The 23,236-nt window shown below is 64.3% G+C and carries 20 protein-coding genes and 1 pseudogene; 8 read left to right on the top strand and 13 right to left on the bottom strand.

Annotated elements, in window-relative coordinates; translation table 11 throughout:
• Positions 1 to 72 precede the first annotated feature (72 nt).
• The 4 genes from NLM32_RS15945 to NLM32_RS15930 all read left to right on the top strand — a co-directional run bounded on the left by NLM32_RS15945 (position 73) and on the right by NLM32_RS15930 (position 4,163).
• Complete coding sequence (locus NLM32_RS15945; RefSeq protein ID WP_254129895.1) at positions 73 to 1,122, top strand: LysR family transcriptional regulator; 1,050 nt, start codon at positions 73 to 75, stop codon at positions 1,120 to 1,122.
• A gap of 29 nt (positions 1,123 to 1,151) precedes the next feature.
• Complete coding sequence (locus NLM32_RS15940) at positions 1,152 to 1,523, top strand: helix-turn-helix domain-containing protein (RefSeq protein WP_020608151.1); 372 nt, start codon at positions 1,152 to 1,154, stop codon at positions 1,521 to 1,523.
• Positions 1,524 to 1,889: 366 nt separating this feature from the next.
• Positions 1,890 to 3,239 carry a murein L,D-transpeptidase gene (locus NLM32_RS15935; RefSeq protein WP_254129894.1) on the top strand — a complete coding sequence of 450 codons (1,350 nt, stop codon included), beginning with the start codon at positions 1,890 to 1,892 and terminating at the stop codon, positions 3,237 to 3,239.
• Positions 3,240 to 3,347: 108 nt separating this feature from the next.
• The gene (locus NLM32_RS15930; RefSeq protein ID WP_254129893.1) at positions 3,348 to 4,163 is read left to right on the top strand and encodes an enoyl-CoA hydratase; all 816 of its coding nucleotides are present in this window, start codon (positions 3,348 to 3,350) and stop codon (positions 4,161 to 4,163) included.
• A gap of 41 nt (positions 4,164 to 4,204) precedes the next feature.
• Here NLM32_RS15930 and NLM32_RS15925 read toward each other — a convergent pair whose 3' ends face one another.
• Positions 4,205 to 6,085 carry a peroxidase family protein gene (locus NLM32_RS15925; RefSeq protein WP_254129892.1) on the bottom strand — a complete coding sequence of 627 codons (1,881 nt, stop codon included), beginning with the start codon at positions 6,083 to 6,085 and terminating at the stop codon, positions 4,205 to 4,207.
• Positions 6,086 to 6,579: 494 nt separating this feature from the next.
• Between NLM32_RS15925 and fusA the strand changes: the two are divergent.
• Positions 6,580 to 7,464 (top strand): annotated as a pseudogene (fusA, locus tag NLM32_RS15920) (elongation factor G); the annotation flags it as partial.
• A gap of 143 nt (positions 7,465 to 7,607) precedes the next feature.
• On the top strand, positions 7,608 to 7,895 hold the full coding sequence (locus NLM32_RS15915) for a hypothetical protein (protein WP_254129891.1): 288 nt from the start codon (positions 7,608 to 7,610) through the stop codon (positions 7,893 to 7,895).
• Positions 7,896 to 7,945: 50 nt separating this feature from the next.
• Here the strand turns inward: NLM32_RS15915 and NLM32_RS15910 are convergent, their stop codons facing one another.
• The 9 genes from NLM32_RS15910 to NLM32_RS15870 all read right to left on the bottom strand — a co-directional run bounded on the left by NLM32_RS15910 (position 7,946) and on the right by NLM32_RS15870 (position 17,387).
• Positions 7,946 to 8,344 (bottom strand): ASCH domain-containing protein, encoded by a 399-nt coding sequence (locus NLM32_RS15910; protein ID WP_254129890.1) that lies wholly within the window; start codon positions 8,342 to 8,344, stop codon positions 7,946 to 7,948.
• Between the two features lie 47 nt (positions 8,345 to 8,391).
• Positions 8,392 to 9,471, bottom strand: a complete 1,080-nt coding sequence (locus NLM32_RS15905) for an isocitrate/isopropylmalate dehydrogenase family protein (protein ID WP_254129889.1) — start codon at positions 9,469 to 9,471, stop codon at positions 8,392 to 8,394.
• A gap of 129 nt (positions 9,472 to 9,600) precedes the next feature.
• On the bottom strand, positions 9,601 to 10,668 hold the full coding sequence (locus NLM32_RS15900) for an alcohol dehydrogenase (RefSeq protein ID WP_254129888.1): 1,068 nt from the start codon (positions 10,666 to 10,668) through the stop codon (positions 9,601 to 9,603).
• Between the two features lie 79 nt (positions 10,669 to 10,747).
• The gene (locus tag NLM32_RS15895; RefSeq protein WP_254135317.1) at positions 10,748 to 11,716 is read right to left on the bottom strand and encodes an ABC transporter ATP-binding protein; all 969 of its coding nucleotides are present in this window, start codon (positions 11,714 to 11,716) and stop codon (positions 10,748 to 10,750) included.
• On the bottom strand, positions 11,716 to 12,708 hold the full coding sequence (locus NLM32_RS15890) for an ABC transporter ATP-binding protein (RefSeq protein WP_254129887.1): 993 nt from the start codon (positions 12,706 to 12,708) through the stop codon (positions 11,716 to 11,718). The genes NLM32_RS15895 and NLM32_RS15890 overlap by 1 nt, the downstream gene beginning before the upstream one ends.
• On the bottom strand, positions 12,705 to 13,574 hold the full coding sequence (locus NLM32_RS15885; RefSeq protein ID WP_254129886.1) for an ABC transporter permease: 870 nt from the start codon (positions 13,572 to 13,574) through the stop codon (positions 12,705 to 12,707). Before NLM32_RS15885 ends, NLM32_RS15890 begins: the two co-directional genes overlap by 4 nt.
• Positions 13,561 to 14,511: an ABC transporter permease gene (locus NLM32_RS15880; protein WP_254129885.1), complete on the bottom strand. Its 951-nt coding sequence runs from the start codon at positions 14,509 to 14,511 to the stop codon at positions 13,561 to 13,563. The genes NLM32_RS15885 and NLM32_RS15880 overlap by 14 nt, the downstream gene beginning before the upstream one ends.
• Before the next feature lie 7 nt (positions 14,512 to 14,518).
• Complete coding sequence (locus tag NLM32_RS15875) at positions 14,519 to 16,063, bottom strand: ABC transporter substrate-binding protein (protein WP_254129884.1); 1,545 nt, start codon at positions 16,061 to 16,063, stop codon at positions 14,519 to 14,521.
• Between the two features lie 127 nt (positions 16,064 to 16,190).
• Positions 16,191 to 17,387, bottom strand: a complete 1,197-nt coding sequence (locus NLM32_RS15870; RefSeq protein ID WP_254129883.1) for a CaiB/BaiF CoA-transferase family protein — start codon at positions 17,385 to 17,387, stop codon at positions 16,191 to 16,193.
• 195 nt (positions 17,388 to 17,582) lie between these two features.
• Here NLM32_RS15870 and glgA point away from each other — a divergent pair, with 195 nt between their 5' ends.
• A complete protein-coding gene (gene glgA, locus NLM32_RS15865) occupies positions 17,583 to 18,998 on the top strand; it encodes a glycogen synthase GlgA (protein ID WP_254129882.1) in 1,416 nt (471 codons plus the stop codon).
• A gap of 176 nt (positions 18,999 to 19,174) precedes the next feature.
• Here the strand turns inward: glgA and NLM32_RS15860 are convergent, their stop codons facing one another.
• Both NLM32_RS15860 and NLM32_RS15855 read right to left on the bottom strand, forming a co-directional pair.
• Positions 19,175 to 20,125, bottom strand: a complete 951-nt coding sequence (locus tag NLM32_RS15860; RefSeq protein WP_254129881.1) for an oxygenase MpaB family protein — start codon at positions 20,123 to 20,125, stop codon at positions 19,175 to 19,177.
• 84 nt (positions 20,126 to 20,209) lie between these two features.
• On the bottom strand, positions 20,210 to 21,346 hold the full coding sequence (locus NLM32_RS15855; protein WP_254129880.1) for a patatin-like phospholipase family protein: 1,137 nt from the start codon (positions 21,344 to 21,346) through the stop codon (positions 20,210 to 20,212).
• A 200-nt stretch (positions 21,347 to 21,546) separates the two neighbouring features.
• Here NLM32_RS15855 and NLM32_RS15850 point away from each other — a divergent pair, with 200 nt between their 5' ends.
• Positions 21,547 to 22,434, top strand: a complete 888-nt coding sequence (locus tag NLM32_RS15850) for a LysR family transcriptional regulator (RefSeq protein ID WP_254129879.1) — start codon at positions 21,547 to 21,549, stop codon at positions 22,432 to 22,434.
• Positions 22,435 to 22,460: 26 nt separating this feature from the next.
• On the opposite strand, the gene NLM32_RS15845 is transcribed toward NLM32_RS15850, so the two are convergent.
• Positions 22,461 to 23,177 carry a peroxiredoxin-like family protein gene (locus NLM32_RS15845; protein ID WP_254129878.1) on the bottom strand — a complete coding sequence of 239 codons (717 nt, stop codon included), beginning with the start codon at positions 23,175 to 23,177 and terminating at the stop codon, positions 22,461 to 22,463.
• Between the last annotated feature and the right edge of the window lie 59 nt (positions 23,178 to 23,236).

Genomic DNA, 23,236 nt, shown 5'->3' with positions numbered 1-23,236 from the left:
CACCGATCCCCAACCCGTCGTGGTTGTGGTTTGCGCTAGATTCTGCCAGTTTAGCGACCCGAAAGGACTTGTATGCACTCCTTGGCGGAAAGGGGCGTTCCACTGGAGGAACGCCTAAAGACAAATATCAGCGGCCTCTCCGATTGGGATGCGGCCCGCATTTTCCTGGAAGTCGTTCGATGCGGCAGTTTCCGCTCGGCGGCCGAACGCTTGTCTTTGTCGATCAACGCTGTCCGCCGCCGGATCGATGATTTCGAGCGCCAGACCGGCACCACCCTGTTCACCCGCGACGTCCACGGCACCCATCTCACCGACGAAGGTGCGCTGGTGGTTTCCGCCGTCGAGCGCATGGAGGCGGCCGCCTTCGACGTGCTGCGTACCAGCGACTCGACCGCCAACGCCCTCACTGGCGAGGTCCGCGTCGCCGTCACCGAGGGACTGGGCACGTTCTGGCTCGCCCCGCGGCTGGTCGAATTCCAGCAGGCCTATCCGAAGATCATCGTTGACCTGCATTGCGCGATGCGCTCGGCCGACGTCTCCCGCCACGAGGCCGACGTGGCCATCCATCTGTCGCGGCCGTCGGCACTCGACGTCAAGCTGGTGCGGCTCGGCCGCATGCATCTGATGTTCTGGGCTTCGGAAAAATACCTTGAGAAATACGGCACGCCGCGCTCGGCCCTCGAATTGATCAAGCACCGCCTGGTGCTGCAATTCGCCGACCAGCTCGCCGCCAAGGAAACCTTTGAGAGCTTCTTCCCGGGCATTCCGGAACGTGACCTTCTGGTCATGAAGACCAACGTCTCAAGCGCCAACTACTGGGCCGTCGCGAATGGCGCCGGCATCGGCGTATTCCCGAGCTATGCCATTGCGCTGGGCGGGAAGTTGATTCCACTGGAGGTCGAGTTGAACCGACCGCTGGATATCTGGTTGTCCTACCACCCTGGTAGCGGCCGGATTCCCCGCGTGCGGCACATGATTGACTGGCTGATCGAAGCTTTCAATCCAGCTCGCTTCCCGTGGTTTAAGGAAGAATTCGTGCACCCGCATGAATTCAAGGACTCGTATATGGGCGAACCCCTGACCCAGCTCTTCGGGGGATTTTCAACCGAAGAACAAAGGTGAAAAATAAAATGAAAGCAGCGGCGAAGAGAATGAAGCAGCGCAGTGCCGGCAAGCCGGACATCGAGCTTGGCAAGCGGATTCGCTTGCGGCGCGTCGAGATGAAGATCTCGCAGGCCGAGCTCGGTGAAAAGCTCGGCGTGAGCTTCCAGCAGGTCCAGAAGTACGAGAAGGGCGTCAATCGCGTCGGCGCGGCTCGGCTGCAGCAGATCGCCTCCGCCCTCGATGTGCCCGTGACCTTCTTCTATGACGGCGACAACAAGGCCCGCGAAGTCGAAAGCCTCCTGTTCCTGGACTCGGCTTTCAGCCTCCGCCTGCTGCGCGCCTACAGCAAGATCAAGGATCAGACGGTGCAGCGTCAGCTCGTCTCGCTGATGGAATCGATCGCAGCCAACGAGAGCTGAGCCGGTCGACGGTCTGGCCTTCAGGGCCAATGTTCAATCCGCCGCGTCGCGGGGGCGCGGCTGGATTGGGCGAGGCCCGATTGGCAGGATGAGACCTGACTTGCAGGATAAGGGCTAGCGCGCCCTACGCGCGCGGCCTTCGGTTTTTGGGGCGGCATAGCCGCCCTCTTTTTTTTGGCATTCGTCGCCGGTGACGCGAACCCGCCCCAACCTTGTTGCGACCTAATCGAGAGCCTCCGCGTGGACCGCGGAGGCCTCGATGCGCTTAATGGGACCGCAACCCTGATGCCCTAGCTTCCCGCCGATTTCGCGAATCGGCGCACGCAGCAAGCGGCCGGGAATTGCCTCATGGGGAAAACCAGACAGATGTCGAAACGCCATGCCGTGATCATTGCCATGGGCCTCCTCGCCAGTGCCTCCGCGCTCGCGCAGACCGAGACCACGGGCCAGGCCGGCTCCAAGCCCGCCGCCCCGTCCGGCACGGTGCCGGCAGCCGCCAACCCGGCTCACGCCGCGGCCCCCAAAGCCGCCACTGCGGCACCGGCTTCGACCGCCGAGAGCCGCTCGGCCGCGGCGCTCGCGCTGACGCATGAGCCGACCTATGACGAGGGCACCGCCCAACGGATCAAGGATGCGGCGCTGAGCTATTCCGATCTCGCGGTGCGCGGCGGCTGGCCGACGATTCCCGCGGACGCCAAGTTCGCGCTCGGCGTACAAGGCGCCAATGACGACCTCCTGCGCAAGCGGCTGATCCTCTCGGGCGACCTCGCCGCGGAGAAGGCGAGCGGCGCTTTCGACCAGGATCTCGCCGACGGTGTGAAGCGCTTCCAGGCCCGCCACGGCCTTGCGCCGACGGGCACAATCACGCCGCGCACGCTCGCGGCGATGAACGTCACCGTGCAAAAGCGCATCAAGCAACTCGAGGCGTCGCTCGAGCGGCTCGAGAACACCAATTTCAGCTTCGGCCCGCGCTATGTCGTGGTCAACATCCCCGCCGCCTTTGCCGAGGCGGTCGAGAACGACGTCGTGGTGCGGCGCTATCGCGTCATCGTCGGCAAGACCGAAAAACCTTCGCCGACGCTGACGGCCCAGATCACCGCCGTGGTGCTGAACCCGACCTGGACCGTGCCGTCCTCGATCGCCAAGACCGAGATCTCCGCGCATATGCGCAAGGACCCGACCTATCTGTCGCGCATGCACATGGAGGTGCTCGACGGCCACGACAATCCGATCGACCCGCATTCGGTCGACTGGTCGGGCACGCATACGCCGAACTTCACCGTGCGCCAGCAGAACGGCACCTTCAACGCGCTCGGCGCGGTGAAGATCGACATGCCGAACTCCTATTCGGTCTACATGCACGACACCAACCAGCGTAATCTGTTCAGCGACGATTACCGTTTCGATTCCCACGGCTGCTCCCGCGTCGACAATGTGCGAGATCTCGCCGCCTGGCTGCTCAAGGACCAGCCGAAATGGAGCCGTGCCGCGATCGACGCCGAGATTGCCACCGGGCAGCATCAGGAGGTCGCCATGGCCAGGAAGGTGCCCGTGGCCTGGATCTATCTGACGGCGTGGATGACCAAGGACCAGACCATCCAGTTCCGCAACGACGTCTATAATCAGGACGAGCAGTTGCTGGAGGCGACCGCCGAAGAAGCCGCCTTCTTCAGCAATGCCGGCAGCCATCCGCTGACCGCGCATATGGCGCAGTAGGCATGCAATCGCGGCACGGGCGAATGCAAGGCTGCATCCCCCGCCGCGGTTGACCCGGGCCTTCGCCCGGTCGCACATTGCGCTCGCCAAACGACAAGCGAGCGCGCGATGCCAGATCTGTCCCAAAATACTCCCTACGCCGACGGCAAGATCCTCAAGCAGGTCACCGACGGCGTCGGCGTGATCACCTTCAATAATCCCGACAAGCGCAACGCGATGTCGCTGGAGATGTGGGAGGGATTTGGCGAGGCGCTGACCGCCTTGCGCGACGACGAGACGGTGCGCGTCGTGATCATGCGCGGTGCCGGCGGCAAGGCGTTCGTCTCGGGCGCCGACATCAGCCAGTTCGAGAAGACCCGCCACAACGCGGCCGCCTCCGAACACTACGGCAAGCGCAGCGCCGCCCAGCGCGCGCTGCTCGCCGATTACCCGAAGCCGACGATTGCCTGCATCCAGGGCTTTTGCCTTGGCGGCGGCATGCAGGTCGCAATGCTCGCCGACATCCGCATCGCAGCGCATGACAGCCAGTTCGGCATCCCCGCCGCGAAGCTCGGCATCGCCTATGGCTATGACGGCCTGCGGCACCTGGTGTCGCTGGTCGGCCCGTCCTGGGCGCGGCTCTTGATGTACACGGGCATGCGCATTGATTCCACCGAAGCGCTGCGCATCGGCCTCGTCGAGCGCGTGATCCCGGACGATCAACTCTGGGGCGAGACCATGGCGATCGCCGAGACGATCTCGCACAACGCGCCGCTCGCGATCAAGGCCGCCAAGGTCACCATCGCAGAAGTGCTGAAGGACGAAAGCCAGCGCGACATGGACGCGATCAAGGCGGTCGGCACGGCCTGCATGGACTCCGCGGATTTCCGCGAGGGCCGACAGGCCTTCATGGACAAGCGCAAGCCGCAGTTTTCGGGGAAGTAATCTGCCGCGTCGCGCGCTTTGGGCGACGCGGCATTTTGAACTCAGGCCCAATCGTGATGGTGCAATTCGTTGGGGTTCACGCCGAGCAGGTCGATCGTTTCGTTGCGGAGATGCAAAAGGGTTCCGCCGTGATGATCGGAGGATACTCTGACGGCAGCAAAGCCACCGTTCTGCAGCAGTTGCAGCTTATCGACCTTGGGATCGTAGTCGGTGATGACCGCCGTGTTGTGTTGTCCCGTGAGGTTGCCAAGATCGAAAACAAACGTGTCGGCGCCGGCGCCGCCGGTCATCGTCATGTGACCACTTGCCGCCACCAGGGTGTCATCCAGGCTTCCGCCGGTCAGCGTGTCCTTGCCTGGAGATCCCACCACCAGCTGAGCCTGGCCGCTCACGGCGTTCGCTCCGGTCGGATCGACCCCACCAAGGGTGCCGGAATGTCGCTCGGTTGATACGAACGCATCCGCCTGCATGGCGGTCGTACCTGTCGTATCGCGTTCGATAATGTCCGAGAGTGTGGTCGACTTGATGTCCTGCAGGGTTTGCCGATCGAAACCCTGGTTCTCGAAATACAGCCGGTCCCCATCGCGCAACGCCGTAAACTGGTCAGCGATGATCCTGCCAAAGGTCTGACCGATGGCCGCTCCCGCGGTATGATCCTCCGCCAGCCCGCCCGTCCACAGGTCTACGGCATCGACCGAGCCATAAGCCTGCTTCAACGCCGAAGCCGTGGCCGCATCGGAGGTGATCTGGTCGAAGCTCTTGTAGGGAGCAAGTCCCAACGCCTCCCGCGTCTGGTTCAGTGTCCCGAGACCCAGATCGTGCGCGCGTTGGATGTTGGTCGCGGCCAGATCGATTGCATCCGGAGGATCACTCAGGAAACTGCGGAGCTCCTCAACGATATGAGTATCGAGCGGTTGCGCGGTATCGCTGGCAAGATGCCGCAACAGCCCATCGGCGCCGCCATTGGCAATGAACGCCGCCGGCGCTTCGAAGAAGGTGTCCGCCAGCGATTGTTCGGCTGTGGTCGCGCCCAGATTGCTGATGCCATTGATGTCGGCCGACACGATGGAGTGACCGAAACGATAGGCCGCTCCCTCAAATTCCTCGGTGATGCGGGCGTTAACGTTGGGATCATAGCCGTGATAGGCCGGAATCGCATTCTTTCCCAGCAAATGCGGCAGGAACTCATTATAGGTGATGTTGACCATTTCCGCGGTCGTGATCGCCCTGGCCATCTCGTACAATTGGTCGCCGCTCCAGCCCGGATGCTCCTGCTGCAATTGATCGACCTGGTAATTGTGTTCGCGAACGAACAAGGTCTGCAGCGCCGTCAGATCGGGATTCTCCTGCGCCCGCACATCCCCCGCCGCAAAGGCGGGTCCCTGCGCGGTCATGACGATCGGCAGATTGTCCCCGGCCGACACCTTCATGTGACCATCCGCGGTGCGCAGGCTGGCCGCGGTGACGGGGTCGGAACCATACACCTGGGAGCCATCGAGCCAGCCGGTCACTGTGTTGATGGCAGTTGCGGGATGTCCGGGCACGCCGGTCGCCGGATCGATTGCCACCCGCGTCACGGGAATCACGGTGCCTTGAGGCAGCGTGTCGCCCGCCGGAACGGGAATTGAAATATCCGCCGTGTTGACCCCGCTCTTTTCCAGATCGAGGTCATGATCCACAAACTGACCCCATGCATACATCATCCCGGACAGCGCGACGCCGTTGACCTCAAGATGGGTGTCCGGCGCGTTCGCCACCACGATGTTGCTGATCTCGCGCGGGTTCGGACCAGGCTGCATGGCGTCGAAGCCATCGGCGAAATTCGCCGGCCCCACGCGTGCAAAGTCTGTGTTGGCCTGATTGAGGGCCGGGTCCGCAAGGTTGTTGTCTGAACCGTCGATGGTGCGGAAATGGAGCGCCATGGTTTCCCTCCGTACAGAGTAGACCCAGCTCCTGCCTCATTGACCGCTCTCGAAACGGCGCTTTGATGATTCATTGTGACGCTCGTGCGGTCGTTGAGCGACGATGTGGAAGCATTTTTGGGGTCGCTGAAGCGAGCGGGACCGGAACAATGGGCCGACATCGCTTGAGCCGTGCGGCCATCAGATTTGACACGTCGGGCAAAACACCGACAAAATAACATCACGGCGGCTGATAAAGATCGGCGTCACGATTGGACCAGCATAGGGATTGTAATAGGGCTACTTAAGGTCTGATACGTCGAATGACCGGCTTGCCCATGGAATCTTTCATTATCCAGCGCCTTCAAGAAGGTGGCTGGCGCGTCATTCACCGGCGGGCTGATCTCACCGATCTGCCGATCGCCGACTTTGTTTCGTTCCGCGAAGCTCAGGAATGGGTGAACTGGAAGTCCGGCACTCCCAGAATCAATCCGTATGTCACGGCGAACGAAATGTTCTCACAGCCGCGGCTCGTCGAGATCGCGATCGAGCCGAACTCGAAGGCCGATGCGGAGAAGCTCGGCATTGCGCTGGCGAAGCTCGCGACCGAAGACCCTGCTTTCGACATGTCGATCGATCACGAGTCGGGACAGATCATCTTGAAGGGCGTGAGCGAACTCCATCTCGACGCCAAACTCGAGACCCTCAAGCGTACTTACGACATCGATCTCAGAGTTGGGGCACCGCAGGTGGCGTTCCGTGAGCGCATCACATGGCCCGTCGAGATGGAATACATCTACAAGAAGCAGTCGGGTGGTTCGGGCCAGTTCGCGGCCGTCAAGCTGCATGTCGAGCCGAACGAGCCCGGCCAAGGCTACCGGTTCGAGTCCAGGATCGCGGGCAACGCGGTACCGAAAAAATTCATCCCCGGCGTCGAAAGGGGGATCGAGAGCGTGCTTCCCTCGGGCGTGGTCGCCGGCTTCCCGGTGGTCGACATCAAGGTCGAACTGATTGACGGCAAATATCATGACACCGACTCTTCTGTGCTTGCCTTCGAGATTGCCGCACGTGCGGCCTTCCGACAGGCACTTCAGGAGGCCGGGCCGTTACTGCTCGAGCCGATCATGACGGTAGAGGTGGTGCCCCCCGAGGACTGTATGGGGCTCGTTATCGGAGACTTGAATTTGCGGCGCGGGCAGATCCAGGGGCAAGAGATGCGTGGCGGCGCCACCGCCATCAAAGCGATGGTGCCGCTCATGAACATGTTCGGTTACGCGAATGATCTGCGCTCGATGAGCCAGGGGCGCGCGACCTTCACAATGGAATTCGATCATTATGCCCCGGCACCATCGCCCGAGCATGACCCGCCATTTCGGCCTCCGATGGGGATGCGTGCTTGAACAACGCCCCACGGACCAGGATCGCGACGACGTCGTTCCTCTGAACACTTGTTCACCAAGATTAAATTCCTCGCGGCCCAGCGCTGCGATAGCAACCAATTGATCCGCCGCAAGTTCTCCCGCCACCAACGAGGGAGATCGCGATGAGACTCAAACTTGCTGTTCTTGGCCTGGTTGCCCTTGGCAGTGCTGCGCTGGCGTCGGGACAAGCGCTCGCGGCGATGCCGAACGGCATTCCGCAGGCCGATCAGGTCACCGGCGGACCGGCCGCGCATGTCGACCAGGTGCGCATGGTCTGCAACGCCTGGGGCCGCTGCTGGTGGCGCCCGAACTATTACGGCGCCTACGGCTATTACGGCGGTCCGCGACGCTTCTACGGTTACGGCCCGCGTCCGTGGGGCGGGGGCTATCGCCACTGGCACCGCTGGTAGATGACGAAGGGGCCGCAAGGCCCCTTTTTCCTGGAAGACGTCGTACGCGATCAATCGCCGAAAACCTCGATCAGGCGGAAGCGCTCGCACATGAGCATCATGTCTTCGCTGAACCGTCCGAGCCGGCCGAAATAGGTGCGATGGGCGTTGCGCCAATAGGCGAGGCTGCGATCGCCCTCGCCCTCATCGTAGGCAAAGGCCGCGTCGACATCATCGAAGCGCCGGTAGGCGATCTCGACAGATTCGATGACGCAGCGCGGCTCTCCCCGCCCGTCGAGCACGACCCAGCGCTCACCGGGCGTCGACGTGTTGGGCTCGTCTTCCGTGCTGCAGGTCGCCGTCTTGATGCCCTTGACAACAAGCTCGAGCAGTTCATCGGCAAGCGCCGGACTGTCGCCGAAGGCAAACGTCCGGAGATCTTGATATCGTTCGGGCACCGGCTTGTTCATGGTGGTCCAAGCCCTTCAGGGCCGCCGCCTTGCGGCGCGATCCCCTCCTACAACGCGGCGAGCACCGCCTTGGTGATATCGGCCGTGCCGTTGCTGCCACCGAACTCCATCGGCTTGAGGCCGCCGGCATAGACCTGATCGACCGCGCGTTCGATCTGCTCACCGGCCTCCGCCGCGCTCTCGACGCCGTGCTTGTCGGCGAGCCAGTCCAGCATCATCGCCGCCGACAGGATCATGCCGGTGGGATTGGCCTTGCCCTGCCCCATGATGTCGGGCGCGGTGCCGTGGCACGGCTGGAACACGGCGTATTTGTCGCCGATATCGGCCGACGGCGCCATGCCGAGGCCGCCGATCAGGCTCGCGGTGATGTCGGAGACGATGTCGCCAAACATGTTCTCCATCACCATCACGTCGAAATCCCAGGGACGCTTGACCAGCATGGCCGAGCAGGCATCGACATAGAGGCGATCGGTCTTCACCTCGGGATGCTTCTTCGCGATCTCATCGAAGATGCCGCGGAAGAAGGCAAAGGCCTTGAACACATTCGCCTTGTCGACACAGGCGAGCGATCCCGGCTTGCCGCGTGCCTTGCGCCGCTCGGCCAGGCGAAACGAGAAATCGAACAGCCGCTCGGAGGTCTTGCGCGTGATCACCATGGTCTCGCGCGCGTCCTCATGGGTGACGACGCCCTTGCCCATCGAGGCGAACAGGCCTTCGGTGGACTCGCGGATCACGACGAGGTCGATGCCGCGCTTGTCGGCGCCCACGATCGGGCTCGGCACGCCCGGAATGAGCCGCGCCGGGCGCACGCCGGCGTAGAGATCGAAGATGAAGCGCAGCTCGATCTGCGGCGCGATCTCGGTATTGTCGGGGTAACGCACCGACGGCAGGCCGCAGGCCCCGAGCAGGATCGCGTCGGCTTCCTCGCACAATTTGATCGTGGACTCCGGCATCGACTTGCCAGTGGCGCGATAATTATTCGCGCCGGCCGGCGCCTCGGTGAAGCGGAAGCTCAAGCCGGATTTGGACTCGATCTTGCGCAGCACTTCGAGCGCGGGCGCCATGACTTCGGGACCGATGCCGTCACCGGCGAGCACAGCGATGTGGAAGGCGTTGTTTGCGGACATTTAAGGATTTCCTACTCTCTCCGTCATGCCAGGGCTTGACCCGGGCATCCACGTCTTAATGCCATTTCCACGGGAAGGCGTGGATGGCCGGGACAAGCCCGGCCATGACGAGAAGCAAACGGCGGCGAATTACGGCGTCAGCACCGTGCGCCCGACCACGGCACCCTGCTGCAACTGCAGCAGCGCGTCGTTGGCCTTGTTGAGCGGCGCCTTCGTCACCGGGATCGGCGCCACGTTCTTGGCGCGGACGAGGTCGAGCAGCTCCTGCGTTTCACGCAAATTGCCGACGTAGCTGCCCTGGATCGTCACCGCCTTGATCGGGATCAGCGGCAAGGCCCAGGTCGCGCCGCCGCCGAACAGGCCGACGATGACGAGCTTGCCGCCCTTGGTCAGGCAGTCGAAACCAAGCTGCGTCGTCGCGGCATTGCCGACGAGATCGATCACGGCGCGGATCGGCCCGCCGGCTTTCTTCGCGAGCTGCTCCAGCGCATCGCCCGCCTTGGGATCGACGGTCGCGAGTGCGCCGGCCTTCTCGGCGGCCTCGCGCTTCTTCGCGTCGATATCAACCATGATCGCGCCCTTGCCGCCCATCGCCTTCAGCAGCGACAGCGCCATCAGACCGAGACCGCCGGCACCGAACATCACGATCGGCGTATCGAAATGCTGCTCGACCTTCTTCAATGCGCTGTAGGTGGTGACGCCCGAGCAGGCGTAAGGCGCAGCCGATGCGGGATCGAGACCTTTCAGGTTGAGCAGATAGCGTGGATGCGGCACCAGCATGTGATCGGAATAGCCGCCGTCGCAATAGACGCCGAGCGAGCGCGGTGTCAGGCACATGTTCTCGTCACCGGCGAGGCAGGTGGCGCATTTGCCGCAGCCGATCCAGGGATAGACCAGGCCGACATCGGCAAGCTTGAGGCCGCCCTGATCGGTCGGCTTCACGTCGGGCCCGAACGCCAAAACTTCGCCGACGGTCTCGTGGCCCATGGTCAGCGGCAGGTTGATGCCGCGATCCTTCAACGACAGCGGCTTGCGGCCGTGGCCGAGATCGTAGCCGCCTTCCCAGATGTGGAGGTCGCTGTGGCAGACGCCGGCGGCCTTCACCCTGATCAGCACCTGCGTGCCCGAGGGTTGCGGCGTCGCCTCGTCGAACTCCTGCAGCGGCGCCTTGAAATCGGCGACCTTGAAACTCTTCATGGCGTCCTCCCGGCATACTCTTCGTCGCGCCACCATGCCACGGCCGGCAGGGCGAGACAAACCCGGGACCTGTCTTAGTTTAGCCCAGCGGATGGTGGCAAGCGGCGAACTGGCCGATTGCTACCTCGCGCAACTCCGGTATCTCCGCGCTGCATCGCTGGTCCGCCCGCGGGCAGCGGGTGCGGAAACGGCAACCGGATGGCGGCGCAATCGGCGATGGCGGCTCGCCGATCGCCACGCTCTCGGCGGGACGCACGTCCGGATCAGGCACCGGGATCGCCTCCAGCAACAGCCCGGTATAGGGATGCGCAGGTTTTGCGAACAATTGCTCCGATGGGCCGACCTCGCAGAGCCGGCCGAGATACATCACCGCGACGCGATCGCTGACCGCTTTGACCACGGCAAGGTCATGCGCGATGAACAGCAACGTCAGGCCGAACCGCGTCTTCATCTCCTCCAGCAGGTTGAGGATCTGCGCGCGGATGGAGACGTCGAGCGCGGAGACCGGCTCATCGCACACGATGAACTCGGGGTTGAGCACGAGCGATCGCGCGATGCAGATGCGCTGGCATTGGCCGCCGGAAAACTCGTGCGGCAACCGCCCTGCCACGAGATCGGGATCGAGCCCGACCGCGGAGAGAACCTCGTGAACGCGCCGCTTGCGCTCGGCGGCATCCTTGACACCCGCGATGATCAGCGGCTCGGCGACGATGTCACCGATGCGCCGGCGCGGATTGAGCGAGGCGATCGGGTCCTGGAAGATCAGCTGGACACGGCGGCGCATCTTTCGCAGCGCATCGCCCTCCATCGCGGTGAGGTCTTCGCCGTCGAACAGCACGCGGCCGCTTTTGGCACGCCGCAATTGCAGCACCGCGCGGCCCAGCGTCGACTTGCCGCAGCCGGACTCGCCGACCAGCCCCAGCGTCTCGCCGCGCGCGACGTGAAGGCTGACGCCGGAGACCGCGTGCACCGTCTTGTTGCCGAGACCATATTCGACGACGAGATTGTCGACGTTCAGCAACGGCTGCTTCTGCACGGCGAGCTGCATCACGCGCCAATCCCTTCCGTCATCTGGATCGGGTGAAAGCAGGCGTAGAGATGCCCCGGCATCTCGGCGCTCTTCAACTCGGGCTTGGCTTCGTGGCAGCGCCCGGCCGCATAGCGGCAGCGCGGCGCAAAGGAGCAGCCTTTGAGCGGCCGTGTCGGATCGGGCGGACGGCCGGAGATGGCAGGCAACGGCGTATGCGGCGCGGTCTCCAGCTTCGGGATCGCGGCCAGCAGCGCCTCGGTGTAGGGCATGTGCATGCGTTTGAAGAGCGCCTGCGTCGGCGCACGTTCCACCACCCTGCCCGCATACATCACCGCGACCTCGTCGGCACGCCCGGCGACCACGCCGAGATCGTGGGTGATGATGATCATCGCCATGTGGCGGCGGCGCTGCTCGCGCGCCAGCAGATCGAGGATCTGCGCCTGGATGGTGACGTCGAGCGCCGTGGTCGGCTCGTCCGCGATCAGAAGTTTCGGCTCGCAGGACAGCGCGATCGCAATCGCGATGCGCTGGCGCATGCCGCCGGAACATTGATGCGGATATTGCGCGAGCCGCTGCTCCGGCGCAGGAATGCCGACGGCGGCGAGCAGCTCGATGCTGCGCTTCCGCGCGGCCGGTGCGTCGAGCTCGAGGTGCTCCTGGATCGTCTCCATCAACTGGGTTCCGATCGTCAGCACCGGATTGAGCGAGGTCATCGGGTCCTGGAACACCACCGCGAGGTCGCGCGCACGCAGGCGCCGCAGACGTTCAGGCGCGAGCCGGACCAGGTCCTGGCCGTCGAACATCACGCGCCCGGAAAGCTTTGCCTTCTTCGGCAGCAGTTGAAGGATCGCCCGCGACAGCATGGTCTTGCCGCAGCCGGATTCGCCGACGATTCCGAGCGTGCGACCCGGCTCCAGCGACAGGTCGACGTGATCGACCGCGCGCAAATTGCCGCGTGGGGTCGGCAGCTCGACCGCGACGTCCTCGATGGTCAGTAGCGGCGTGCTCACAGCGCCCCCTGACGCGGGTCAGTCAATGCCCGCATGGTGTCGCCGACGAGGTTGAACGCCAGCACGGTCAGGAACAATCCGACCGCCGGCAGGAATGCCAGCCGCGGCGCGACGTCGAGGCTATCGCGCCCCTCGCCGATCATGCTGCCCCAGCTCGCGATCGGCGGCGGTACGCCGAGCCCGAGGAAGGACAGCGCGCCCTCGACCACGATGGTGACGGCGACGCCAAGCAGGAAGAACGCCAGCAGCGGCAAGATGACGTTCGGCAGCAACTCGCGCAGCAGGATGCGCGCATGGCTGGCGCCGAGCGCCTCGGCCGCGATGACGAATTCGCGCCGCGCCAGTGTCAGCGTCGCCGCGCGCGCCACCCGCATGAAGGCGGGAATGCCGAGCACGCCGAGGATGATGGTGAGATTGGGAATGGACTGGCCTAGATAGGCGGTCACCGCGAGCGCGAAGATCAGCGGCGGAAAGGCGAGCAGCACGTCCATGCTGCCGACCACCAGCGTCTCGAACCGGCCGCGGAAATAGCCGGCGAGCAGGCCCAGCGCGCCGCCGATACCAAGGCCGATCATCGGCGCGATCAGCCCCACGGTCAGCGAGACGCGCGCCCCGAAGATCAGCCGGGCAAGCTCGTCGCGGCCAAGGCCGTCGGTGCCGAGCCAGTGCTCGGTCGAGAACGCGGCGCGACGCTCCAGCATGTCCATGTCGACGGGATTCTGCAGCGGCAGCACCGGTGCGAGGATCGCGAGCGCAATGATGGCCGCGAGCCACAGGCTCGCGACCCAGAACAGCAGCCCGAGCTTCCGCTTGCGCCGAACCGGCGCCGACACCTCGTCCTGCATCGAAAGCTCAAGCGTGGCCATGGCGGATCCTCGGATCAAGCACGGCGTAGAGCATATCGACGATGAAGTTCACGATGACGAAGCCACAGGCGACCAGCAGCACCACGCCCTGGAGGATGACGAGGTCGCGGGTGTAGATCGCGCCGACCAGCAGCCGGCCGATGCCCGGCAGGGCGAAGATCGATTCCACGATCAGCGTGCCGCCGAGCAGGCGGCCGATATTGATGCCCGTCACCGTCACCAGGGTCAGCGACGACGGTTTCAGCGCATGCACGAACAGGATGCGCGAAGGCTTCAAGCCTTTCGCTTTCGCGAGGGCGATGTAGTCCTCCTGCAGGGTCGCGATCATGTCGGAGCGCAGCACCCGCATGATGCCCGGCCATTCGGCCAGCGCCAGCGTCAGCGCCGGCAGCACGAAGAAGCGCAAATTGGCGAGCGGCTCCTCGGTGAACGGCACATAGCCGGTCGCCGGCAGCCAGTGCAGCTCGACCGCGAACAGGTAGATCAGCAGGATCGCCATCAGGAAGGACGGCATCGACAGCATCGCAAAGGCGCTGCCGGTCATGAAGCGGTCGAACGCACCGCCGGCGCGCGCGGCGCAGGCGATCGCGAGGGGAACGCCGATCAGGAGGCCGATGAACTCCGCCATCAGCATCAGCTCGAGCGAGACCGGGATGCGCTCGCTCACCGCCTGCAGCACGGTCTGCCCGGTGCGGAACGAGCGGCCGAGATCGCCCTGCAGCACGTGGCCGAGCCAGCTCAGGTAGCGCCACCAGATCGGCTGGTCGAGCCCCATGTCATGACGGAGCGCCGCGACATTCTCAGGCGTCGCCTGATCGCCGAGGATGACGAAGGCGAGATCGCCAGGCAGCAGCGAGGCGATCAGGAAGGTGAGCAGCGAGACGGCAAGCAGGACCGGCAGGATGGCCAGCAGCCGCCGCACGACGAAAGTCAGCATCGCGCGGTCATTCCAGCCAGGTGTTCGAGACGTCGATCACGCCGTTATAGATCTTCGGGAAGCCCTTCAGCCTGGCGCTCGACAGCGCATAGTAGGTGTTCTGAAAGGTCCAGAACCAGATCGCCTCCTTGTTGATCAGGCGGCTGATCGCGCAATAATCCTCGGTACGCTGGGCGACATCGGCAGTGACGCGCGAATGGTCGAGCAGCTTGTCGAGCTCCGGATCGGAGAAGCCGGCGAGCGCGACCGGGCTGCCCGTACGAAAATTCGCGTACATCTGCGGATCGGGGTCGGCGAGATCGACGATGCGCCACGGCGTCAGCTGGAATTGGCGCGAGAAGGCGCGCGAGGGGATCGTCGCCTGGTCGACCTGGTCGATCTCCATATTGGCGCCGGCCCGCTTCCAGAATTGCTGGAGCACCTGGCCGATCACGCGGCCGCGCGGCGTTGCCGTCGCCAGCATCTTGAAGTCGACCGGCTTGCCGTAATCCTTGAGCAGCGCCTTGGCCTTCTCGAGGTCGTAAGGCAGCGCGCCGTCGTCCTTGCACTTGACCCAGGAACCGTCGCCGTAGGGGTTGGTGGCGGGCCGGCTCAGTCCGTTGCTGATCGCCTGCGACATCTTGGGCCGGTCGATCGACATCACCAGCGCCTGCCGCACCCGGACGTCGTCGAATGGCGCCACCTTGGTGTTGAAGGCATAGACCTGCGCGCCCGAGCCCTTGTAGGTGTGCACGGTCAGCTTGGAGTCCTTCTGCGCCTTCAGGATATTGTCGGAGTCGTTTTCGTCGTCCCAGATGATGTCGACCTCGCCCGATTGCAGCGAGGCGAAGCGCGACTGCGCGTCCGGCAGCGGCTTCAGGACGATGCGGTCGAGATAGGGATGGCCCTTGTTCCAATAGTCGGGGTTCTTCTCCAGCACCATGCGGTCGCCGGCGGTCCATGATTTCAGGATGTAGGGACCGGTGCCGACAGGGTTGCGGTTATAATCGTCGCCCTTGGTCTTCCACGCCGTCGGCGACTGCACCACGTTGTTGGTGCTCTGGATGCTCATCGTCGCCGGCAGGTTCACGGACGGATCGGTCAGGTTATAGACGATGGTGTATTCGTCCGGCGCCAGCACCTCCTTCACGGTGGTGATGTAGAAGGCGCAACGGCACTTGTTGGCGGGATCCTTTTGCCGGTCGAAATTCGCCTTGAAGGCTTCCGCATTGAACGGCGTGCCGTCGTGGAATTTCACGCCCTTGCGCAGCTTGAAGGTCCAGCTCTTGTAGTCGTCGGAATGCGTCCAGGATTCCGCAAGCTTCGGCGCGGCCTCGCCCTTGTCGTCGAGCGTCGTGAGCGTGTCGAAGATCAGGGCCGCCGCGGTGTAGCCGGAGGAATCGAAGACGCCGACCTTGAGCGGATCGAAGCCGGGAATATCCAGCTCCTGGCCGACGGTGATGCTGCCGCCGGCCTTCTGCGCCTGCACCGGATGAGCCAGCGGAAGGAACGCAAATGCCGCAACAAGGAAAATCGGCGCGCGCTTGCACGCCGCGGCAGCAATGTTCGTCATGGTTCCTCCCGGGATCCTCGTCCGATGTTTCGGATCGTGAATGACTCGGGAGCGAGATTGGCGACAAATGCACGCGACGGCAAGAGGAACACGCGAGGTTCGATGCCGCACGCGCAGCGCAATGAGCTCAGTTGGTCGCTTGTGTTTTGCCTGACGGAATTGGCGCGGCGTCGCCGAGGCCGATCTCCTCGCGCAGTTCGTTCGTATGCTCGCCGAGCTCGGCCATGGTCTTGCCCGGCGTGGTGTCGGCGCCCGTCATCCGGAACGGCAGGTTGATCACCCTGAACGCGCCGCCTCCGTCTTCCACCGACGAGAGCGCCTGCCGGTGCGCGAGCTGCGGATCGGCGAGAGCTTCCTTGATGGTGCGATAGGCCGAGGCCGGCACGCCGGCTGCGCTCAGAGCCACGAGACACGCATCGGTCGTGAGCAGCTTCGACCAGACTTCGACGCCGTCCATCATGTCGGCCCAGTTCTCGCGCCGCGGGGCGTAGGAGGAGAAGCGCGGATCGGAGATCCATTCCGACCGGCCGATCACGCCCATCAAGGCCTGGAACGTCTTCTCGCTGGCCACCGTGATCATGACATAGCCGTTGGCGGTCTCGGTCGGCCCGAACATCGGTCGCGGCGGCGGCTTCACCGCGAATTGCGAGCTCTGCAGCTCGATCACCGTCAAGGTCAGCATCGATTCCAGCATGGAGACGTCGATGTGCTGGCCGAGCCCGGTCGCGGTGCGCTGATAGAGCGCGGAGGCGATCGCGCCGAAGCCGTAGGTGCCGGTGACGACATCGGCATGGTAGATGCCGCAATAGTCCGGACGGTTGCGGCCGGGCTGATAGGCGAGATGCGCCATGTCGTAGCCGGAGGCGGCATGGATCACCGGCGCATAGGCCGGCAGCTCGGCCGAGGGACCGGTCTGGCCGTAGCCGGAGATCGAGCAGTAGATCAGCCTGGGATTGACCGGGCGAAGGCTGTCGTAGTCGAGCCGCAGCCGGCGCATCACACCCGGACGAAAATTCTCGACCAGGATGTCGGCGGTGGCAACCAGCCGGCGGACCGCCTCCTTGCCGTCCTCGGATTTGAGGTCGAGCACTGCGCTCTTCTTGCCGACATTGAGCTGGCCGAAGACGGTGCTGCAGCCGTTGCGCAGCGGCGGCCGCGTCCGCATCGTCTCGCCGCCATCGCTCTCGATCTTGATGACCTCGGCGCCCATGTCGGCCAGCATCCGCGCGCAATGGGGGCCGGCGATCGTGGTCGAAAAATCCAGGACACGCAGGCCGGCGAAGGCCTTTGTCGTCGTGTCTTCGTGCTTATCTGGTAGCTGCATCCCTGCTTAGTCCTTGGCCCGCCCTTTAGGAACTATCGATGTTCTCTCTTGTTGGTGCGCCGACCCTAGATGGCGGCGGCTGAGTAGGAAAGTCTTTACCGAACGAACGCGTCTCGCGGGGGGCTTGAGATATCCAGGGGCAACTGGACCCGATCTTGCATAGCAGCAATCGGGATCGGAAGAGGGCAATCGTTCTTGAGGGTCTTATTCGTCACCACGGAGATGGACGACTTCGTCCGCGTCGGCGGACTCGGTGCCGTTTCCGCTGCCCTCCCCCGCGCGCTCCGCCCCTTCGCCGATATCCGGATCATGCTGCCCGGCTATCGCGACATCATCGAGCAACTGACGCATATTCAGATCGTTGGCCGCTGCCCGGCATTCGCGGAAATGCCCCCCTGCTCGCTCGGCCGGGCCGCCACCAAGGACGGCCTGCCGGTCTATGTGCTGTTGTGCTCACAACTCTACGACCGTCCCGGCAACCCCTACGGCGACGAATCCGGGCTCGACTGGCCGGACAACGACATCCGCTTCGCGCGATTTGCCTCGGCGGCCGCTGAGCTTGCCATGGGCAAGCTGGACAAGAATTGGGCAGCAGACCTGGTCCATGCCAACGACTGGCAGGCCTCGCTCGTGCCGGCCTATCTCGCCTGGCGCGGCGCCAAGCTGCCGTCGATCCTGACCATCCACAACCTCGCCTATCAGGGTCTCTTCCCGAAGGACTCGCTGCGGCGGATCGGTGTTCCCGAAAGCTCCTTCCATATCGACGGCGTCGAGTTCTACGACCAGCTCTCCTTCCTCAAGGCCGGTCTCGTCTATGCCTCGCACCTCACCACCGTCAGCGGCACCTATGCGCGCGAGATCACCACGGAGGAATTCGGCTGCGGCCTCGAAGGCCTGTTGCGCGTCCGCTCTGATGCGTCCGAGCTCACCGGCATCCTCAACGGCATCGACGAGAGCTGGGACCCGCGCTCCTGCGCCCAGCTCGCGCAGCAGTTCGGCGCCGGCGACTGGGTCGGCAAGAAGGCCAATGCGGATTATGTCCGCAAGCAATTCGGCCTCGCGGTCTCGCGCGGGCCGATGTTCGCGATCGTCGCACGCCTCGTGCACCAGAAGGGCATCGACCTCGTGCTGTCGGCCGCCGACGAGATTATCGATGCCGGCGGGCAGATCGTGGTCACCGGCTCGGGCGAGCCCGCGCTCGAGCAGGCGCTGATCGATGCCCATCGCCGCCGTCCCGACGCCATCGGCGTCACCATCGGCTTCAACGACGCGCAGGCGCGCCGCATCTTCGCCGGCAGCGATTTCACATTGATGCCGTCGCGCTTCGAGCCCTGCGGGTTGAGCCAGATGTACGCCCAGCGTTTCGGCTCGCTTCCGATCGGCCACCAGACCGGCGGCCTCGCCGAGACCATCACCGACGGCGAGACCGGCTTCCTGTTCTCCAGACCCTCGCACGAGTCCTTCCTCGGCGGCGTCCGCCGCGCCTTCTCGGCGTTCATGGCCCACGACCAGCTCGACACCATGCGCCGCAGCGCCATGGGCCGATCGTTTTCGTGGAGCATCTCGGCGGGGAGTTACAGCGCGCTGTACCGGAGACTGGCGGCGGTGTGAGACTGGGGAGCACGACACTCTATCTCCCGTCACCCTGAGGTGCTCGCCCCTTCGGCGAGCCTCGAAGGGCGACGGCCCGGCTGCAACAGCAGGGCCGTGCATCCTTCGAGGCTCTCGGCGCGATGCTTTTGCATCGCGCCACTCGCACCTCAGGATGACGGATTAAGATTAGAGCCTCACCCCTTCCCGCGCACATCCATCTGCGGCCGGCCGATCCAGGCGCGGTTGAGACAGCGGATCATCCAGTCCGGCTGTGGCTCGCCGCGGAGCCGCGCCTGCGCTTCCTGGTAGGGACCGACATAGCGCAGCCGTTCCGGCAATTGCGGATAGACCCGCTTGATCCATCGCAGCGCATTGTCGGCGGCTCTTGAGTCGCGCTCATCGAGCTGCAACCCGAAGCCTGCGCGCAGGCGTTCCGGTAGCATCCGCGCCGTGAGCGCGCGGTACCATCGCGGCGGCCGCAGCCACGGACGCGCGCCGCCAAAAATCTGCGCGGCGATCTCGCGTGCGGCCGGGCTGACGGTCAGCGTGTCCGACTGCGCCATCGCTGCGGTGTAAGCGGCAAAGCCGGACCAATCTGCCGGCAGATCATCGCCCGTCAGTCCGAACAACGCGCCAAAGGCCCGGCTCTCGGTCCAGTAGCGCTCGCGCTCCTCCGTCGCGAGCGGCGGCAGGACCAGATCGTGCGCCATCAGCGCAGTCTCGACCAGCGTCGCGTGAACCCAGCGCAGCGAGGGGATGTCGTTGGCAGTGTAGCGCGAGCCCGCCGCGAAGGGACCGACCGTCTCGGGCATCTCGCCGACAATCATCGCGTGGCGCCGATGCAGTTGCCGCGACGACAGCATGGCTCGGTCGAGCGTGCCGAACACCATGGCAAAGACGATGTCGAAGGTGCGATGGAAACGGCCGATCGGATCGGCAAACGTTTTGGAATGCTCGGCGATGGCGGCGGCGACCCAGGGATGCGCGAGCTGGAGCAGCAACGCACGACCGGCACCGAGAAAGATGACGGCCTCGCGGTCGATCCGCCAGGTCACCGTGTCGGGGCCGAACACACCGCCCACCGGTCCCGCCGCATTGGCGCGGACCTGATCGAGGGCCAATTCCAGATCGTTCCCGGTCACCACTTGCAGGGCCTCATCGATTGCGGGCGAAAGCCGACGATTCCCAAGGCCTGTGGCAATTCGATGAAGCCGACGGTGGCCGTGGCGCTATTCCGCGGCCAGCGGCATCTGGTCGATATGCTCGTGCAGCACCACGCCCGCCAGCGGATCGAATTCGCCGACCCACGGTTTGCGCGCAAGCGCCGACTTCGTATGGGCATAGCCTGCATTCCAGCGCAGCGAGATGCCGGATGGGCTGAAGTCGATATCCTTGGTATGGGTCTCGCGCTCGAGCTGCGGTGCCAGCAGCCGCACCACATGCATGCGGGTCGGACAGCCGTAGCTCGTCAGCTCCCTGACCGCGGGGTCGTTGCGCTCGCTCTCCGGCAGGCGCGCCGCGAGCTGGTTGATGACGTGACGCAGGCGATGGGCCTGTTGCTGTCGCACGATCTGGCTTGCAATGCGGCTGGAATATTGCACGTCCTTGTGACGGTTCATCACCTCCGCCATCGTCGTCGGCTCGGCGCCGACGGGATTCCACAAATGCACCGAGAAGATCAGCGAATCCCGGCGTGGGTTGTCGTCGAACACCGCTTCCGTCGGCGTGTTCGACAGGATGCCGCCGTCCCAATAGAGCTCGCCATCGATGCGCACCGCCGGGAAGGCCGGCGGCAACGCGCCGGAGGCCATCACATGCTTCACTGTCAGTTCGCCGTCGCGGCTGTCGAAATAACGCATTTCACTGGTGCCGACATGGGCCGCACCGACAGTCAGGCGCGGCGTGCAGCGATTGGCCAGATCGAAATCGACAAGCTCGCTCAGAGTCGCCTCCAGCGGCACGGTGGAATAGTATCCGGCGTGATCGGCGCCCAGCGGATAGGAATCTCCCGCATGCGCCAGCGGATTGGGCCGGAAGAAACCTGGGATGCCGTGGGTGACGGTTGACCAATAGGCCAGCTTCTCGTTGAAGCCGGGAAACGCCGAGCGCCAGTCCCAGACCGGCTTCTGCTCCATCCGTTTCCAGAACTCCCTCAAGCGCGGAAGCCTGTGCTCGGGAGCGTTGCCTGCAATGAGGCTCGCGTTGATGGCGCCGATCGAGGTACCGATGATCCAGTCCGGCTCGATGCCCGCCTCGTGGAGGGCCTGGTAGACGCCCGCCTGATAGGAGCCGAGAGCGCCGCCGCCCTGAAGCACGAGGACGACTTGACCCGGAAGGTTAGCACCTCTGCCTTGCATGCCGTTCATGGTTTGCTCCTGATGAGCCCGTACTGGTCGAATATTCGTCGAACGCGTGGTTTTGTTACGCCTGATCGTTTTACGAGATCGCGGGACCTTTTGAAATGCCGGCTGGCTTCCAAGTCCATACGTCCGAGCTATAGCGGCCGGGATGTCATTCCTCGCCCCAATCGGCTAGGGTCCGCACTGATCCTGCTGGGAGCCGATCCATGGAAATGCACCAGGTTCGCTATTTCCTCGCGGTGGCGCAACTCTTGAATTTCACGCGCGCCGCCGAGGAGTGCAACGTGACGCAGCCCTCGCTGACGCGCGCGATCAAACAGCTCGAGGCCGAGCTTGGCGGAGACCTGTTTCGTCGCGAACGCCCTGCGGCCCAATTGACCGAGCTAGGCCAACGCATGCATCCACTGCTGAAGCAGTGCTACGACGCCGCCACCGGCGCACGCTCGCTGGCGTCCTCGTTCAAGAGCGGGGAGATTGGCGCGTTGCGTATCGCGCTGACGCACTCGATCGATCTCGCGCTGCTGATTCCGCATCTCAACGAGATCAGGCGGCAATTCAACCGGCTTGAACTGCGTTTCCTGCGCGGGACCAGCCGCGAGGTCGGTGATTTCTTGAGGAAAGGCGAGGCGGAGCTCGGCATCGCCGCCGAGATCGACGAAGCCTGGGATCGACTCGACATCTGGCCGCTCTTCACCGAGGCCTTCGAGCTCGTCGTCAACGACGGACATCGGCTTGCCGGCCGCAGCTCGGTCGAGCTGGACGATCTGCGCTCCGAGCAATTGTTGAGCCGGACGTTCTGCGAACACTCCGGCCGGATCTCGGCGAGCCTGCGCGAACACGGCGTCGACGTCGAGCACGACCATCAGATCTCGAACGAGCACGATCTGATCGAGCTTGTCGAGGCCGACATCGGCGTTGCCATGGTGCCTCACACCTCGCCCGTACCGGACGGCATGACGCGCGCCGCGGTCACCGGGCTGGACGCCCGCCGGACCGTCAGCCTTTACGGGGTGGCTGGCCGGCAACGCACGGCAGTCGCCAACGCCGTGATGCGAATGCTGCGCGGAGCGGACTGGCGGGCAATCGCGGGATAGGTTCGCACCCGTCCGACAAAACGAGATCAGCTCTCGCGGCTCGCGCCTTCGAGTGCCGCAAGCAGATCGTCGATCTCCATGCGCTTGCGGAAATCGGGGTCGACGAAGCGGGCTTTCACAAGGCCGTCGCGCCCGACAACGAATACGGCGGGGATCGGCAGCATCCAGGCATTATTGCCATGGAATTTGCTCATGTCCTGATAGGACAACAGGTTCTGGATTTCCGCACCGAGCCAGATCGCGAGATTCAGCGACAACGCATAGCCGTTGTCGAGATCCGTCAGGATCGGAAATGGTGCGCCGGAATCGGCCTTGACCTGCTGCGTATATTCCTGCGTCTCCGGCATGATCGCCACGATCCGCGCGCCGATCGCCGCGATGCGATCGAGTGCCTGCACGACGGCGCGGACATTGAGCCGGCAATACGGACACCAATGTCCGCGGAAGAACATCACCGCGACTGGCCCGCGCTCGAGCAGCGCAGCCAAATTGACGAGACGCCCGCTTTCATCCGGCAAGACGAACATTGGCATTGCATCGCCCGGACGCGGCGCGCTCCCGCCACCGCCGTTCCATCCCAATCGCGCCACCAGCCGATCGACTGCCTCGCCATAGGCCGGGAAGACCTCGCGGCTGGCATCGGCATAGGCGCGGAGCTGCTCGTTCAGCGTGCCGTCCATGTCGCGGCAACGCTGGAAGGCGGATTTGAGCCGCTCGGCATCGGCTGGCGAAAGTGCTGTCATCTCCGGCTCCGGCAAGAGTTTGCATTATTTTAGCGTTCCGCGCCCCATGCAAGGGATAA

It is taken from the genome of Bradyrhizobium sp. CCGUVB14, from assembly GCF_024199935.1.
GTDB lineage: Bacteria > Pseudomonadota > Alphaproteobacteria > Rhizobiales > Xanthobacteraceae > Bradyrhizobium.
The sequence above is the reverse complement of the archived record's forward strand: the minus strand, read 5'-3'. Positions and strand labels throughout refer to the sequence as shown.

What these genes read in the sequence shown, in the direction of transcription:
- NLM32_RS15870 (WP_254129883.1), bottom strand. Translation starts at nt 17,387, where the DNA reads ATGCAGCTACCAGATAAGCACGAAGACACGACGACAAAGGCCTTCGCC.
- NLM32_RS15940 (WP_020608151.1), top strand. Translation starts at nt 1,152, where the DNA reads ATGAAGCAGCGCAGTGCCGGCAAGCCGGACATCGAGCTTGGCAAGCGG.
- NLM32_RS15905 (WP_254129889.1), bottom strand. Translation starts at nt 9,471, where the DNA reads ATGTCCGCAAACAACGCCTTCCACATCGCTGTGCTCGCCGGTGACGGC.
- NLM32_RS15935 (WP_254129894.1), top strand. Translation starts at nt 1,890, where the DNA reads ATGTCGAAACGCCATGCCGTGATCATTGCCATGGGCCTCCTCGCCAGT.
- NLM32_RS15855 (WP_254129880.1), bottom strand. Translation starts at nt 21,346, where the DNA reads ATGAACGGCATGCAAGGCAGAGGTGCTAACCTTCCGGGTCAAGTCGTC.
- NLM32_RS15885 (WP_254129886.1), bottom strand. Translation starts at nt 13,574, where the DNA reads ATGGCCACGCTTGAGCTTTCGATGCAGGACGAGGTGTCGGCGCCGGTT.
- NLM32_RS15880 (WP_254129885.1), bottom strand. Translation starts at nt 14,511, where the DNA reads ATGCTGACTTTCGTCGTGCGGCGGCTGCTGGCCATCCTGCCGGTCCTG.
- NLM32_RS15895 (WP_254135317.1), bottom strand. Translation starts at nt 11,716, where the DNA reads ATGCAGCTCGCCGTGCAGAAGCAGCCGTTGCTGAACGTCGACAATCTC.
- NLM32_RS15945 (WP_254129895.1), top strand. Translation starts at nt 73, where the DNA reads ATGCACTCCTTGGCGGAAAGGGGCGTTCCACTGGAGGAACGCCTAAAG.
- NLM32_RS15915 (WP_254129891.1), top strand. Translation starts at nt 7,608, where the DNA reads ATGAGACTCAAACTTGCTGTTCTTGGCCTGGTTGCCCTTGGCAGTGCT.
- NLM32_RS15850 (WP_254129879.1), top strand. Translation starts at nt 21,547, where the DNA reads ATGGAAATGCACCAGGTTCGCTATTTCCTCGCGGTGGCGCAACTCTTG.
- NLM32_RS15910 (WP_254129890.1), bottom strand. Translation starts at nt 8,344, where the DNA reads ATGAACAAGCCGGTGCCCGAACGATATCAAGATCTCCGGACGTTTGCC.
- NLM32_RS15930 (WP_254129893.1), top strand. Translation starts at nt 3,348, where the DNA reads ATGCCAGATCTGTCCCAAAATACTCCCTACGCCGACGGCAAGATCCTC.
- NLM32_RS15925 (WP_254129892.1), bottom strand. Translation starts at nt 6,085, where the DNA reads ATGGCGCTCCATTTCCGCACCATCGACGGTTCAGACAACAACCTTGCG.
- NLM32_RS15845 (WP_254129878.1), bottom strand. Translation starts at nt 23,177, where the DNA reads ATGACAGCACTTTCGCCAGCCGATGCCGAGCGGCTCAAATCCGCCTTC.
- NLM32_RS15900 (WP_254129888.1), bottom strand. Translation starts at nt 10,668, where the DNA reads ATGAAGAGTTTCAAGGTCGCCGATTTCAAGGCGCCGCTGCAGGAGTTC.
- NLM32_RS15875 (WP_254129884.1), bottom strand. Translation starts at nt 16,063, where the DNA reads ATGACGAACATTGCTGCCGCGGCGTGCAAGCGCGCGCCGATTTTCCTT.